The sequence below is a fragment of the Pseudomonas sp. CF161 genome (assembly GCF_000416215.1).
Classification (GTDB): Bacteria; Pseudomonadota; Gammaproteobacteria; order Pseudomonadales; family Pseudomonadaceae; genus Aquipseudomonas.
In genome coordinates this window covers 73894-86205 of record NZ_ATLP01000074.1, presented here as the reverse complement: position 1 = coordinate 86205, position 12312 = coordinate 73894, and the positions used below count along the sequence as shown (strand labels likewise).

The window sequence follows — 12312 nt, the reverse complement described above, 5'->3', positions numbered from 1 at the left end:
CGCCCTTGGGCTCAGGTGCGCTCGGCCCAGGCCGCGCTGCTGAAAAATTTCATAGTGACCGCGTGGATGCTGCCATCGGCGATCCATGGGTTCAAATGGGCATAGATGCTCTGCTGACGCTTGACCGGGCTCAAAGCCACCAGTTCGTCACTAATCACGTTCAGCTGAAAGTTGCAGCCTTCGCCCTCAACTTCTACCTGTACTGATAAAAGAGTCTCGGACAGCTTTCCCTCAAGAAAGCTCTTCACTTCGGTGGCCTGCATGCTCAACCTCAATCGGCGCCCTGTGCGCGCGGGTCGCACATCATACAAAAAAGCCCCGCGCCTGCGAACCCCGCATAGCAGGACTCTGACGGGGGGCTTCTATAAAGGTGGGTTATTACGGATGGGTCAGGATTTCGGTGAGGCCGGAGACCTGGGCAATTTCACGCATGTCTTCGGGCAATCCGCGAACGCTGACGGCCTTGCCAGCCGCCAGCCCATCACGCATGAACGCCAGCAGCAGCGCCAGACCGACGCTGCTGGACTTGGTCACCGCCGAGCAATCGAGCACCAATGTCGCGTCCTTGCTGGCTTTGATCAACGACTGGCCCTGCTTGCGCAGGTCCGGGCCGCTGCGGTAATCCAGCACTCCGCTAAGCAGCAATTCGCCAGCATTCCCCTGGCGGACGGCCGACTCGCTCATTGCGCGGCCTTCTGCGCGGCGTCTTCGGTCACTTCCTTGGCCTTGGCCACTTCACCGGCCCAACCGTTGATGGTTTTGTCCAGGTCGTTGCCATTGCGCTGCATCGCATCAGCGAACTGATCACGGAACAGCTTGCCGATATTGATGCCGTTGATGATCACGTTGCGCACTTTCCACTCACCGTTGATTTTCTCAAGGGTGTAGGACACAGGGTAGATCGAGCCGTTGTTGCCCTTGACCTGCATGTCAACGCTGGTGCGGGTACCGCTTTCATCCTTGGCCGGAGAAACGGTGATGCCCTGGTTGTTGTACTCAAGCAACGCATTGCCATAGAACTGCATCAGGCTGCGTTTGAAGTTTTCCTGGAAGCGCGCCATCTGCTCCGGGGTGGCCTTGCGCGAGTACTTCACGGTCATGATGCTGCGCGAAATACCGTCGGCGTCCACCACCGGGCCAACGATGCCGTTGAGCGCCTGGTAGAACTCGCTTGGGCTCTGCTTGTACTTCTCTTTGTTGGCCGCCAGATCGGCGAGCAACCGGGTAGTGGTGTCCTGAACCAGTTCGTGCGCGGAAGGCGCAGCCACGGCGTTAGCCATCAACGGCAGCGCCGCGAGTAATACCAACAGGCCACGTCGCAAGGTAGAGATCATGGAAAAACTCCTCATTTGGCGTCTTTGCTAACGGTATTGAGCAGGAATTTACCGATCAGGTCCTCAAGTACCAGCGACGACTGGGTGTCATGGATGGTCCCGCCATCCTTGAGCAAGGCTTCTTCCCCACCGACGCTGATACCGATGTATTTCTCACCCAACAGGCCAGCCGTGAGAATAGATGCAGTGGAGTCAGTCGGCAGGTTATCTACGCGCTTTTCCACTTGCAGCGTCACTCGACCGGTGAAACTGTCGCGATCCAGATCGATAGCCGTGACCTTGCCGATGGTCACACCGGCCATGGTCACTTTGGCTCTGACAGTCAAACCGGCGATATTGTCGAAATAGGCATAAAGTTTATAAGTATCGGTGGCTGCGCTCGGGGACAGGCCGCTGACCCGCAGCGCCAGCAACAGCAAAGCCAGGATGCCAGCCAGCAAGAAAAGGCCGACACCGATTTCCAGGGTGCGGTTTTGCATCAGAAATCTCCAAACATCAAGGCGGTCAGAATAAAGTCCAGGCCGAGTACAGCCAATGAGGCATACACCACGGTCTTGGTAGTGGCACGACTGATCCCTTCTGAAGTGGGCTCACAGTCATAGCCTTGGAATACGGCGATCCATGTCACGACGAACGCAAAGACAATGCTTTTAATAACACCATTGAGCACGTCACCGCTGAACGTCACGCTATTTTGCATGTTCGACCAGTAGGAACCCTCATAGACTCCCAACCAATCGACGGCCACCCACGAACCACCCCAGATCCCGACCACGCTGAAAATGATCGCCAGCAACGGCAGGGAAATAAAGCCGGCCCACAGACGCGGGGCGACGATGTATTTGAGCGGGTCCACGCCAATCATTTCCAGGCTGGACAGCTGCTCGGTGGATTTCATGTTGCCGATTTCCGCCGTCAGCGCCGAACCGGCGCGCCCGGCGAACAGCAGTGCAGTCACCACCGGCCCCAGCTCGCGCAACAGCGTCAGGGCGACCATCTGCCCTACCGCCTGCTCCGAGCCGTAGCTGGACAGGATATTGAAGCCTTGCAGCGCCAACACCATGCCGATGAACACCCCGGAAACCACAATGATCACCAGCGACATCACGCCCACGGCATGCAGTTGCTTGATCAACAGGCCAAAACTGCCGCCGATGCCGCCGCGCCCCAGCAGGGCGTGAAACAGAAACAGCGTGGAACGCCCAAGCACCGAAACTACATCGATGCCAGAACGACCGAAGAGGCGAACCCTCTCCACTAAAGATATCTTGCGCATCAGCGCTTCCCCAGAAGATCTGCGCGGTAGTCCGGCGCTGGAAAGTGAAAGGGTACCGGGCCGTCTGGGTCGCCTTTCATGAACTGGCGGATGCGCGGATTATCGGACCCCATCAGCTCATCGGGCGTGCCCTGCCCCAATACCTGGCCATCGCCGACCACGTAGATGTAATCGGCAATGCTCGCGGTTTCTGCAAGATCGTGTGACACAACGATACTGGTAATGCCCAGCGCGTCGTTGAGCAGGCGAATCAGGCGCACCAGAACCCCCATGGCAATCGGGTCCTGGCCCACGAAGGGCTCGTCATACATGAGGATCTGCGGGTCCAGGGCGATCGCCCGGGCCAATGCCACACGACGCTTCATACCGCCGGACAGCTCATCCGGCATCAATTCGATGGCGCCACGCAGCCCGACCGCCTGCAGCTTGAGCAGGACAATGTCGCGGATCATTTCATCCGGCAGCTGGGTATGGACCCGCAGCGGGAATGCGACGTTCTCGAACACGTCCAGATCGGTAAACAGCGCGCCACTCTGGAACAGCACGCCCATTTGCTTGCGTGCGTCGAACAGGTCGCTGCGTGAGAGCTCCGGCAGATTCTGACCGTTGACCCACACTTCACCGGCGCTGGGGCGTAATTGCGCGCCCATCAGGCGCAACAGGGTGGTCTTTCCGCAACCGGAAGGCCCCATGATCCCGGTGACCTTGCCCCGCGGAATACGAATATCCACGTTATTGAAGATGCTGCGCGTACCGCGCTTGAAGGACAGCCCCTTCAGCTCGACCGCGTAGGCGTTATCGGCACTCATCTAAACTCCTTGCGATGCAGCCTATCACTAGGGCGCTAGGCTCCCTGCCGGGAGTTGATTCACCCGGGGCAGGCCGAACTGGCGGCGAACTATATCATTGCTGATACGGAGCCCCCAAGGCCGAAGCCTCGGCTATTCAGCCACACGACAGGCAAAAAACCAGGCCTTTCCTTAGTTACCCCCAAGAAAGGCTGACGAACTTGCGTGAGGGAATTGATCATTGCCGCTATAATCGCCGCCTTTTCATCAGGCTATACGATTTCTGACATGAGCCAATCCAGCGACCTGATTCAATCGGCACAACGCACCATCCGCCTCGAAGTTGAAGCAGTAGAAGCCCTGCTGCCCCTTATCGACGCTGATTTCGTACGCGCTTGCGAGATGATTCTGGCCAGCAAAGGCCGCGTAGTCGTGGTCGGCATGGGCAAATCCGGGCATATCGGCAACAAGATCGCCGCGACCCTGGCCAGCACCGGCACCACGGCGTTTTTTGTCCACCCGGCCGAAGCCAGCCACGGCGACATGGGCATGATTACCCGGGACGACGTGATCCTGGCCCTGTCCAACTCGGGCTCGACCAATGAAATCGTGACCCTGTTGCCGCTGATCAAGCGCCTGGGCATCCAGCTCATCAGCCTCACCGGCAACCCGGACTCACCGCTGGCCAAGGCCGCCGAGGTCAATCTCAACGTCCACGTCGAGCACGAAGCCTGCCCGCTGAACCTGGCGCCGACCTCGTCGACCACTGCCGCCCTGGTCATGGGCGACGCCCTGGCCGTGGCACTGCTGGAAGCACGCGGTTTTACCGCCGAAGACTTCGCGTTTTCCCATCCGGGCGGCGCCCTGGGGCGTCGCCTGCTGCTGAAAGTCGAGAACGTGATGCACGCCGGCAGCGAACTGCCCCTGGTGCAACGCGGCACCCTGCTCAAGGACGCGCTCATGGAAATGACCCGCAAGGGCCTGGGCATGACCGCGATCATCGAGGCCGACGGGCGCCTGGCCGGGATCTTCACGGACGGCGACCTGCGCCGCACCCTGGATCGCACCATCGATATCCACCACGCGACCATCGATGAAGTCATGACCCTTCATGGCAAGACCGCTCGTGCCGATATGCTGGCAGCCGAAGCGCTGAAAATCATGGAAGACCACCGAATCAACGCACTGGTAGTGGTGGACAAGGAGGACCGACCTATCGGCGCCTTCAACCTGTCCGACCTGCTGCGTGCCGGAGTAATGTGATGAGTGCCGACCTGCTGCAACGTGGCAAAAACATCAAGCTGGCGATTTTTGACGTCGACGGCGTACTGACCGACGGTCGCCTGTACTTCCTCGAAGACGGCAGCGAGTTCAAGACCTTCAATACCCTCGACGGCCAGGGCATCAAGATGCTGATGGCCGCCGGCGTGCAGACCGCAATCATCAGCGGGCGCAAGACCCCGGTGGTCGAGCGCCGGGCCAAGAACCTGGGAATTCCCCATCTGTACCAAGGCCGCGAAGACAAGCTGGTGGTACTCGACGAGCTACTTGGCCAACTCGGCCTAAGCTATGACCAGGTCGCCTACCTGGGTGACGATCTGCCGGACTTGCCGGTAATCCGTCGCGTCGGCCTGGGCATGGCCGTGGCCAATGCTGCAAGTTTCGTCCGCGAACACGCCCACGGCATCACCCAGGCCCGTGGCGGCGAAGGTGCCGCGCGCGAATTCTGCGAGCTGATCCTGCGCGCCCAAGGCAGCCTTGAAGCGGCCAACGCCGCCTACTTATAGAGCCTTTTATGCTGAGCAAAAAGATTCGCAACATTCTGCTGTTCGGGGTCCTTGCCGCGTTGTTCGCGGCAGTCGGCTACTGGAATATCAGCCCGGAACGCTTCCTCGACAAGCCAGTGGCACAGGTCGACGAGAGCGCCATCGACTATTACGCGGTCAACGCACGCAGCGTGCAGTACCTGCCCGACGGCAAAATGCAGTACGAAATGACGTCCGACAAGGTCGAGCACTTGAAGGCCACCGAAGTCACCCTGCTGACCAAGCCAGACCTGCAGATGTACCGCGGCACCACCTTTCCCTGGCATGTCCAGAGCGAACGCGGCGAGGTCAACCCGGACGGCACTGAAGTCGAGCTGATCGATTCGGTACGGGTCGCACGCACCGATGAGAAAAATCGCACGGTGCTGATTACCACTTCCCGCATGACAGTATTCCCGCAGAAGCAATATGCGCAGACCGAGCAAGCCGTTAGAATCGACGGCGCCGGCGGCGTGACTACGGCCAAGGGAATGAAAGCGTATTTGAAAGACGGCAGGATGAACCTGCTATCGAACGTAAGAGGACAGTATGAGGCTCGTTAAAACCCTCCCTATTTTGCTCAGTCTGGGCGCAGCACTGGGAAGCGTGAGCGCCTGGGCTCTGCCGAACGATAGCCAACAACCTATCCGCATTCAGGCCGATGACGCACAACTCGATGACCGCCAGGGCATCGCCACCTACAAGGGCGATGTGATCATCACCCAGGGCTCGATGAAGATCACTGGCAATACCGTGACCATCACCCGCACCGCGTCCGGTGAAATCGACGTGGTGACCTCGGTGGGCAACCTGGCGTATTTCGAGCAACTGCAGAAAGCCACCGATCCCAAGCCGGTACAGGCCTACGCCGTGACCATTCAGTACCACGCAGCGCAAAACCGCATCGTACTGATCGACAAGGCCAAGGTGATCAACGACGGCAACACCACCGAAGGCGAGAAAATCGTCTACGACACCGTCAAGCAGGTCGCCAACGCCGGTCGCGCCAATGGCAGCTCGGTCACCGCGCCACGTCCGCGGATCGACATGGTCATCCAGCCGAAAAAGAAAACTGACGAGCAAAAGGCCCAGTAATGGCAACTCTGAAAGCTCAGCATCTGGCCAAGAGCTACAAGAGCCGTCAGGTCGTGCGTGACGTCAGTCTGTCCATCGACAGCGGTCAGATCGTCGGCCTGCTCGGCCCCAACGGCGCCGGCAAGACCACCTGCTTCTACATGATCGTCGGCCTGGTCCAGGCCGATCAGGGGCGCGTGCTGATCGACGACCTCGACGTCAGCCACCAGCCCATGCACGGCCGCGCCCGTGCCGGCATCGGCTACCTGCCCCAGGAAGCGTCGATCTTTCGCAAGCTGTCGGTCGCTGACAACATCATGGCCATCCTCGAGACCCGCAAGGAGCTCGACAAGGCCGGTCGCCGCAAGGAACTGGAAAGCCTGCTCCAGGAATTCCACATCCACCACATTCGCGACAACCTCGGCATGAGCCTGTCCGGTGGTGAACGCCGCCGAGTGGAAATCGCCCGCGCCCTGGCCACATCGCCGAAATTCATCCTGCTCGACGAACCTTTCGCCGGCGTGGACCCGATCTCGGTCGGCGACATCAAGCAGATCATTCATCACCTCAAGGCCAAGGGCATTGGTGTACTGATCACCGACCACAATGTCCGGGAAACCCTCGATATCTGCGAAACAGCCTACATCGTCAACGACGGTCAACTGATCGCCGAGGGCACGCCCGAAACCATCCTGGCCAACGAATTGGTCAAGGAAGTGTATCTGGGCCATGAGTTCCGCCTGTAAGCACTGAGGTGTTTGGCTAGTCGCCAGAGCGCCACCTTCAATAAATCCCTACAAATTTTATTGTTACCGCGCTCTAGGCAAACACTTCAGTTTCAGGCATATAATTTGCTTATGTTTGGCGCTCACGCGCCCTGTAGTGGATGGCGCATGTGCGCCGGCGAATAAGGTGTTAAGCCCCTGCCATGAAACCATCGCTAGTCCTGAGAATGGGCCAGCAGCTGACGATGACACCGCAGCTGCAACAGGCCATCCGCCTGCTCCAATTGTCGACCCTGGACCTGCAACAGGAAATCCAGGAGGCCTTGGAGTCCAATCCGATGCTCGAACGCCAGGAAGAAGGCGACGACTTCGACAACACCGACCCTCTGGCCGACAACGCCGAGCAAAAACCCAACACCGACATCCAGGAACCCTCCTACCAGGAAACCGCCCCCACGGTGGACAACCTCGAGGACGGCGAATGGAACGAGCGCATTCCCAACGAATTGCCGGTGGATACCGCCTGGGAAGACGTCTACCAGACCAGCGCCAGCAGCCTGCCCAGCAACGATGACGACGAGTGGGACTTCACCACCCGCACCTCCGCCGGCGAAAGCCTGCAGAGCCACCTGCTGTGGCAACTGAACCTGGCGCCGATGTCCGACACCGACCGCCTGATTGCCGTGACCCTGATCGACTGCATCAACAATCAGGGCTACCTGGACGAAACCCTCGAGGAAATCCTCGAAGCCTTCGATCCGGAGCTGGACATCGAACTGGACGAGATCGAAGCCGTCCTGCACCGCATCCAGCAATTCGAGCCGGCCGGCATCGGTGCACGCACCCTGGGTGAGTGCCTGTTGCTGCAACTGCGCCAGCTGCCAGCCAAGACCCCTTGGCTGAGCGAGGCGCAGCGCCTGGTCAGCGACTACATCGACCTGCTGGGCAGCCGCGACTACAGCCAGCTGATGCGCCGCATGAAGCTCAAGGAAGACGAGCTGCGCCAGGTCATCGAACTGGTACAGAGCCTGAACCCGCGCCCCGGCTCGCAGATCGAGTCTGCCGAGGCCGAGTACGTGGTCCCTGACGTGATCGTGCGCAAGGACAACGAGCGCTGGCTGGTCGAGCTGAATCAGGAATCGGTGCCGCGCCTGCGGGTCAACCCGCAGTACGCAGGCTTCGTGCGCCGTGCCGACAGCAGCGCCGACAACACCTTCATGCGCAATCAGCTGCAAGAGGCCCGCTGGTTCATCAAGAGCCTGCAAAGCCGCAACGAAACCCTGATGAAAGTCGCGACCCAGATCGTCGAGCATCAGCGCGGCTTCCTCGAGTACGGCGACGAAGCGATGAAGCCGTTGGTCCTGCACGACATCGCCGAAGCGGTGGGCATGCACGAATCGACGATTTCCCGGGTGACCACGCAAAAATTCATGCATACCCCACGGGGTATTTATGAACTGAAATACTTTTTCTCCAGCCACGTAAGTACCTCCGAAGGCGGTGAATGCTCGTCCACGGCGATTCGCGCGATCATCAAAAAACTGGTGGCCGCGGAAAATCAGAAAAAGCCGTTGAGTGACAGCAAGATCGCTGGTTTACTGGAGGCACAAGGCATTCAGGTAGCCCGTCGTACCGTCGCCAAGTACCGCGAATCCCTCGGGATCGCGCCTTCCAGCGAACGGAAGCGGTTGATGTAACCGCCGGGCTCGCCACAGCGTTCCAGTGGCAGGCAACCCAGCCTGCCGCTTTATGCACTGGCAACGAAGGAGAAGCTGTATGCAAGTCAACATCAGTGGACACCAACTGGAAGTGACCGAGCCCCTGCGCGCTTACATCGGCGAAAAACTCGACCGACTGGAGCGGCACTTTGACAAGATTACCAATGTGCAGGTAACGATGGCTGTCGAGAAACTGAAGCAGAAAATCGAAGCCACCCTGCACATCCACGGTGGGGAGGTTGTCGCCAATGCAGAACATGACGATATGTATGCCGCGATCGACCTGCTCACGGATAAGCTGGACCGCCAACTGAAAAAGCATAAGGAAAAGCAACTCCACCTTCTCCAAGGCACGGGTCGCTAACACTCCCCTCCCATGATCCGACTTGAAAGTATCCTGACCCCCGGCCGTTCCCTCGTGAACGTGCCGGGCGGCAGTAAAAAACGCGCTCTCGAACAAATTGCCAACCTGATCAGCCGCGAAGTGCCGGATCTGGAGATGCAGGATGTCTTCGAGAGCCTGATTGCCCGTGAAAAACTCGGTTCCACCGGTTTTGGCAACGGCATCGCCATTCCACATTGCCGCCTCAAAGGCTGCGAGTCGCCCATCAGTGCGTTAATGCACCTGGACGCCCCCATAGATTTCGACGCCATCGACGGCGCGCCGGTCGACCTGCTGTTCGTACTGCTGGTCCCCGAAGCTGCTACCGATGCGCACCTGGAACTGCTGCGGCAGATCGCCAGCATGCTTGATCGCAAGGAAGTGCGTGACAGGCTGCGCAGCGCCGACAGCAACCAAGCCCTGTATCAGGTAGTCCTGGACGAGCAGAACGGTCAGTAACCATGCGCTTGATCATTGTCAGCGGCCGCTCCGGCTCCGGTAAAAGTACCGCCCTCGCTGTCCTGGAGGATAACGGTTACTACTGCATCGACAACTTGCCGGCAGGCTTGCTGCCGGAGTTGGCCGAGCGTGCATTGATCCACACCGAACTGGCGCAACCGCTGGTGGCGGTCTCGATCGATGCGCGCAACCTGCCAAGCCATCTGTCACGCTTCCCCGAGCTGTTGGAAGAAGTGCGCAGCCGGCACATCCAGTGCGATGTGCTGTACCTGGACGCCGACGAGGAGACCCTGCTCAAACGGTTCTCGGAAACCCGTCGCCGCCACCCGCTGAGCAGCGCCAATCGCTCACTGGCCGAGGCCATCCAGGACGAAACCCAGCTCCTGGGCCCGATCGTCGACCTGGCCGACCTGACCATCAACACCACCAATCTGAACCTGTATCAGCTGCGCGACACCATCAAGTTGCGCCTGCTGAACCAGCCGGAGCCGGGCACCGCGTTTCTGGTGGAGTCCTTTGGCTTCAAGCGGGGCATGCCGGTGGATGCCGACCTGGTGTTCGACGTGCGCTGCCTGCCCAACCCCTACTGGAAGCCCGAACTGCGAGACCAGTCAGGGCTGGACCAGCCTGTAGCCGATTACCTGGCCGCACAGCCCGATGTCGAAGACATGTTCCAGGACATCTCCAGCTACCTGCTCAAATGGTTGCCGCGCTTTGCCGCCAGCAACCGCGCTTACGTCACTATTGCCATTGGCTGCACGGGCGGGCATCACCGCTCGGTCTACCTGACCGAACGCCTGGGCCAGGTCCTGCAACAATCCCTAAAGAACGTCCAGGTTCGCCACCGCGACCTTAGCTGAAAGGACCACCACCGCGATGCCTGCTCTGGAAATTGAAATCATCAACAAACTGGGCTTGCATGCCCGGGCTTCTGCAAAATTTGTCGGTGTGGCCGGCCAGTTTCAGTGCCAGATCAGAGCGGGCAGGACTCCCGAGTCCATGGTCGACGGTAAAAGCATCATGGCGATGATGATGTTGGCTGCAGGCAAAGGCACCCGCATTCATCTGAAAACCGAAGGCGAGCAAGAGCAGGAAGCGCTGGATGCGCTGGTGGCATTGATCAACAATTATTTCGACGAAGGCGAGTAAGCAACGCCCTCGGCGCGTCGACTGTCCAGCCGACGCGCACCAGGCCAGGCCGCTATTTGGCTCGCTAGGCCAGCGCCGTATCCATCACCATCATCAGACAGAAACCGATGCACAGCCCAAGGCTCGCGAGCTTCTCGTGACCGTTGCGCCGCGACTCGGGAATCACCTCGTGGGTCACCACCAGCAACATGGCGCCTGCGGCCAGCGCCAGGCCCAGGGGCAACAGAATCTCGGCCAGGCTCACCAGCCAGGCGCAGAGCAAGGCAAACACCGGTTCGACCAGGCCCGAGGCGGCGCCAATCAGGAATGCCTTGACCCGCGACATTCCGGCCCCCGCCAGCACCAGCGCGATGACCAGGCCTTCCGGCACGTCCTGCAGGGCGATGCCCATGGCCAGGCTGTCGGCGTCGGGCATGCCGCCACCGGCAGACACCCCCACCGCCATGCCTTCCGGGATGTTATGGGCGATGATCGCGAACACAAACAGCCAGATACGCGGAGGAATCACCGGATGCCCCGGTGTGCCAACCAGCATTTCCGGGCTGGCCCCCGACACCTTGCGGTCCACCAGAAACAGGCCGAAGGCACCGAGCATGATGCCCAGGCTAATCAGCCCGCTGGCGCCCCAGGGCGACAAGCCGAGGCTCGTGGCGGCGGCAATTCCCGGCACAATCAGGGAAAACGCCGTCGCCGCAAGCATCACCCCGGCACCGAAACCCAGCAGCGTGTCATTGAGGGCCTGGGGCATCTTGCGGATGACCAGCACCGGGACCGCCCCCAGTGCCGTACCCAGGGCGCAGAGCGCCCCGCCTTCCAGAGCCCGCAACAGTTTCGGTTCCAGATCCAGCCAGCTCAGGCCCTTGGCCACCAGCAATGCGGTACCCGCCAACAGCAACAACGAACCAAACGCATAACGAAACATTCGCACGCTGCTGATCGCCAGTGTTTCAGTGCCCATAGTCGGCCTTAGGTCTTTTTATAGTGAGGGTTCAAACCAGCGCGGCCTGGTAGCGCTGGGCGACTTCCGGCCAATGGACGACGTTGTAGAACGCGTTGATGTATTCCGGACGACGGTTCTGATAGCGCAGGTAGTAGGCGTGCTCCCACACGTCCAGGCCGAGGATCGGCGTGTTGCCGTTCATCAGCGGGCTGTCCTGGTTACCGCTGCTCTCTACCACCAGGGTCTTTTGCGGCGTCACGCTGAGCCAGGCCCAACCGCTGCCGAAGCGGGTCAGTGCGGCTTTGGTGAAGGCTTCCTTGAAACTCTCGAAGCCACCCAACTGCTCGTCGATTGCACGCCCCAGGTCGCCCTCCGGCTTGCCACCGCCATTGGGCGCCATGACCGCCCAGAACAACGAGTGGTTGGCATGCCCGCCGCCCTGGTTGATCACCGCGGCGCGCAGTTTTTCCGGCAACTGCTGAACGCTGGCCACCAGCTTTTCTACCGACCAGTCGGCCCACTCGGTGCCTTCGACAGCCGCGTTGAGGTTGTTGATGTAGGTCTGGTGGTGCTTGGTGTAGTGGATTTCCATGGTCTGCGCATCGATATGCGGTTCCAGGGCGTCATAGGCGTAGGGCAAGGCAGGCAAGGTAAAAGACATA

The 12312-nt window shown here is 60.0% G+C and carries 18 protein-coding genes; 10 read left to right on the top strand and 8 right to left on the bottom strand.

The annotated features are described in order from the left end of the window. Positions 1-11 precede the first annotated feature (11 nt). From CF161_RS13545 to CF161_RS13520, 6 genes are all read right to left on the bottom strand, one after another. Positions 12-263, bottom strand: coding sequence for a BolA family protein (locus tag CF161_RS13545; RefSeq protein WP_020297152.1), 252 nt, complete (start codon positions 261-263; stop codon positions 12-14). A gap of 115 nt (positions 264-378) precedes the next feature. Continuing rightward, the gene (locus CF161_RS13540; RefSeq protein WP_020297151.1) at positions 379-684 is read right to left on the bottom strand and encodes a lipid asymmetry maintenance protein MlaB; all 306 of its coding nucleotides are present in this window, start codon (positions 682-684) and stop codon (positions 379-381) included. Continuing rightward, entirely contained in the window at positions 681-1334 is a 654-nt protein-coding gene (locus tag CF161_RS13535; RefSeq protein ID WP_020297150.1) for a phospholipid-binding protein MlaC, read from the bottom strand. The genes CF161_RS13540 and CF161_RS13535 overlap by 4 nt, the downstream gene beginning before the upstream one ends. Positions 1335-1345: 11 nt before the next feature. Further along, the gene (gene mlaD / locus CF161_RS13530; RefSeq protein ID WP_020297149.1) at positions 1346-1813 is read right to left on the bottom strand and encodes an outer membrane lipid asymmetry maintenance protein MlaD; all 468 of its coding nucleotides are present in this window, start codon (positions 1811-1813) and stop codon (positions 1346-1348) included. Further along, positions 1813-2610, bottom strand: coding sequence for a lipid asymmetry maintenance ABC transporter permease subunit MlaE (mlaE, locus tag CF161_RS13525; RefSeq protein ID WP_020297148.1), 798 nt, complete (start codon positions 2608-2610; stop codon positions 1813-1815). Before mlaE ends, mlaD begins: the two co-directional genes overlap by 1 nt. After that, the gene (locus tag CF161_RS13520; RefSeq protein ID WP_020297147.1) at positions 2610-3419 is read right to left on the bottom strand and encodes an ATP-binding cassette domain-containing protein; all 810 of its coding nucleotides are present in this window, start codon (positions 3417-3419) and stop codon (positions 2610-2612) included. The genes mlaE and CF161_RS13520 overlap by 1 nt, the downstream gene beginning before the upstream one ends. A gap of 267 nt (positions 3420-3686) precedes the next feature. Between CF161_RS13520 and CF161_RS13515 the strand changes: the two genes are divergently transcribed. The 10 genes from CF161_RS13515 (at position 3687) to CF161_RS13470 (ending at position 10710) form a co-directional block, all read left to right on the top strand. Beyond that, positions 3687-4661: a KpsF/GutQ family sugar-phosphate isomerase gene (locus tag CF161_RS13515; RefSeq protein WP_020297146.1), complete on the top strand. Its 975-nt coding sequence runs from the start codon at positions 3687-3689 to the stop codon at positions 4659-4661. After that, on the top strand, positions 4661-5185 hold the full coding sequence (locus CF161_RS13510; protein WP_020297145.1) for an HAD family hydrolase: 525 nt from the start codon (positions 4661-4663) through the stop codon (positions 5183-5185). Before CF161_RS13515 ends, CF161_RS13510 begins: the two co-directional genes overlap by 1 nt. Positions 5186-5193: 8 nt before the next feature. Beyond that, positions 5194-5766, top strand: a complete 573-nt coding sequence (gene lptC / locus CF161_RS13505; RefSeq protein WP_020297144.1) for an LPS export ABC transporter periplasmic protein LptC — start codon at positions 5194-5196, stop codon at positions 5764-5766. Beyond that, positions 5753-6298 (top strand): lipopolysaccharide transport periplasmic protein LptA, encoded by a 546-nt coding sequence (gene lptA, locus CF161_RS13500; protein ID WP_043229373.1) that lies wholly within the window; start codon positions 5753-5755, stop codon positions 6296-6298. The genes lptC and lptA overlap by 14 nt, the downstream gene beginning before the upstream one ends. Continuing rightward, on the top strand, positions 6298-7023 hold the full coding sequence (lptB, locus tag CF161_RS13495) for an LPS export ABC transporter ATP-binding protein (RefSeq protein WP_020297142.1): 726 nt from the start codon (positions 6298-6300) through the stop codon (positions 7021-7023). The genes lptA and lptB overlap by 1 nt, the downstream gene beginning before the upstream one ends. Before the next feature lie 182 nt (positions 7024-7205). Further along, on the top strand, positions 7206-8699 hold the full coding sequence (locus tag CF161_RS13490) for an RNA polymerase factor sigma-54 (RefSeq protein WP_020297141.1): 1494 nt from the start codon (positions 7206-7208) through the stop codon (positions 8697-8699). Positions 8700-8778: 79 nt separating this feature from the next. Next, positions 8779-9084 (top strand): ribosome hibernation-promoting factor, HPF/YfiA family, encoded by a 306-nt coding sequence (hpf, locus tag CF161_RS13485; protein WP_016966642.1) that lies wholly within the window; start codon positions 8779-8781, stop codon positions 9082-9084. Between the two features lie 12 nt (positions 9085-9096). Beyond that, positions 9097-9561 (top strand): PTS IIA-like nitrogen regulatory protein PtsN, encoded by a 465-nt coding sequence (gene ptsN, locus CF161_RS13480; protein WP_020297140.1) that lies wholly within the window; start codon positions 9097-9099, stop codon positions 9559-9561. A 2-nt stretch (positions 9562-9563) separates the two neighbouring features. Further along, on the top strand, positions 9564-10421 hold the full coding sequence (rapZ, locus tag CF161_RS13475) for an RNase adapter RapZ (protein ID WP_020297139.1): 858 nt from the start codon (positions 9564-9566) through the stop codon (positions 10419-10421). A gap of 16 nt (positions 10422-10437) precedes the next feature. Then, positions 10438-10710 (top strand): HPr family phosphocarrier protein, encoded by a 273-nt coding sequence (locus CF161_RS13470; RefSeq protein ID WP_020297138.1) that lies wholly within the window; start codon positions 10438-10440, stop codon positions 10708-10710. Between the two features lie 64 nt (positions 10711-10774). Here CF161_RS13470 and CF161_RS13465 read toward each other — a convergent pair whose 3' ends face one another. Together CF161_RS13465 and CF161_RS13460 are read right to left on the bottom strand one after the other, a co-directional pair. Continuing rightward, positions 10775-11668 (bottom strand): ZIP family metal transporter, encoded by an 894-nt coding sequence (locus tag CF161_RS13465; protein WP_020297137.1) that lies wholly within the window; start codon positions 11666-11668, stop codon positions 10775-10777. Positions 11669-11699: 31 nt separating this feature from the next. Then, complete coding sequence (locus CF161_RS13460) at positions 11700-12311, bottom strand: superoxide dismutase (RefSeq protein WP_020297136.1); 612 nt, start codon at positions 12309-12311, stop codon at positions 11700-11702. Position 12312 lies beyond the last annotated feature (1 nt).

Excerpts from the sequence above, each read along its gene's own strand:
- CF161_RS13545 (WP_020297152.1), bottom strand. The coding sequence starts at position 263 with ATGCAGGCCACCGAAGTGAAGAGCTTTCTTGAGGGAAAGCTGTCCGAG.
- CF161_RS13540 (WP_020297151.1), bottom strand. The coding sequence starts at position 684 with ATGAGCGAGTCGGCCGTCCGCCAGGGGAATGCTGGCGAATTGCTGCTT.
- CF161_RS13535 (WP_020297150.1), bottom strand. The coding sequence starts at position 1,334 with ATGATCTCTACCTTGCGACGTGGCCTGTTGGTATTACTCGCGGCGCTG.
- mlaD (WP_020297149.1), bottom strand. The coding sequence starts at position 1,813 with ATGCAAAACCGCACCCTGGAAATCGGTGTCGGCCTTTTCTTGCTGGCT.
- mlaE (WP_020297148.1), bottom strand. The coding sequence starts at position 2,610 with ATGCGCAAGATATCTTTAGTGGAGAGGGTTCGCCTCTTCGGTCGTTCT.
- CF161_RS13520 (WP_020297147.1), bottom strand. The coding sequence starts at position 3,419 with ATGAGTGCCGATAACGCCTACGCGGTCGAGCTGAAGGGGCTGTCCTTC.
- CF161_RS13515 (WP_020297146.1), top strand. The coding sequence starts at position 3,687 with ATGAGCCAATCCAGCGACCTGATTCAATCGGCACAACGCACCATCCGC.
- CF161_RS13510 (WP_020297145.1), top strand. The coding sequence starts at position 4,661 with ATGAGTGCCGACCTGCTGCAACGTGGCAAAAACATCAAGCTGGCGATT.
- lptC (WP_020297144.1), top strand. The coding sequence starts at position 5,194 with ATGCTGAGCAAAAAGATTCGCAACATTCTGCTGTTCGGGGTCCTTGCC.
- lptA (WP_043229373.1), top strand. The coding sequence starts at position 5,753 with ATGAGGCTCGTTAAAACCCTCCCTATTTTGCTCAGTCTGGGCGCAGCA.
- lptB (WP_020297142.1), top strand. The coding sequence starts at position 6,298 with ATGGCAACTCTGAAAGCTCAGCATCTGGCCAAGAGCTACAAGAGCCGT.
- CF161_RS13490 (WP_020297141.1), top strand. The coding sequence starts at position 7,206 with ATGAAACCATCGCTAGTCCTGAGAATGGGCCAGCAGCTGACGATGACA.
- hpf (WP_016966642.1), top strand. The coding sequence starts at position 8,779 with ATGCAAGTCAACATCAGTGGACACCAACTGGAAGTGACCGAGCCCCTG.
- ptsN (WP_020297140.1), top strand. The coding sequence starts at position 9,097 with ATGATCCGACTTGAAAGTATCCTGACCCCCGGCCGTTCCCTCGTGAAC.
- rapZ (WP_020297139.1), top strand. The coding sequence starts at position 9,564 with ATGCGCTTGATCATTGTCAGCGGCCGCTCCGGCTCCGGTAAAAGTACC.
- CF161_RS13470 (WP_020297138.1), top strand. The coding sequence starts at position 10,438 with ATGCCTGCTCTGGAAATTGAAATCATCAACAAACTGGGCTTGCATGCC.
- CF161_RS13465 (WP_020297137.1), bottom strand. The coding sequence starts at position 11,668 with ATGGGCACTGAAACACTGGCGATCAGCAGCGTGCGAATGTTTCGTTAT.
- CF161_RS13460 (WP_020297136.1), bottom strand. The coding sequence starts at position 12,311 with ATGTCTTTTACCTTGCCTGCCTTGCCCTACGCCTATGACGCCCTGGAA.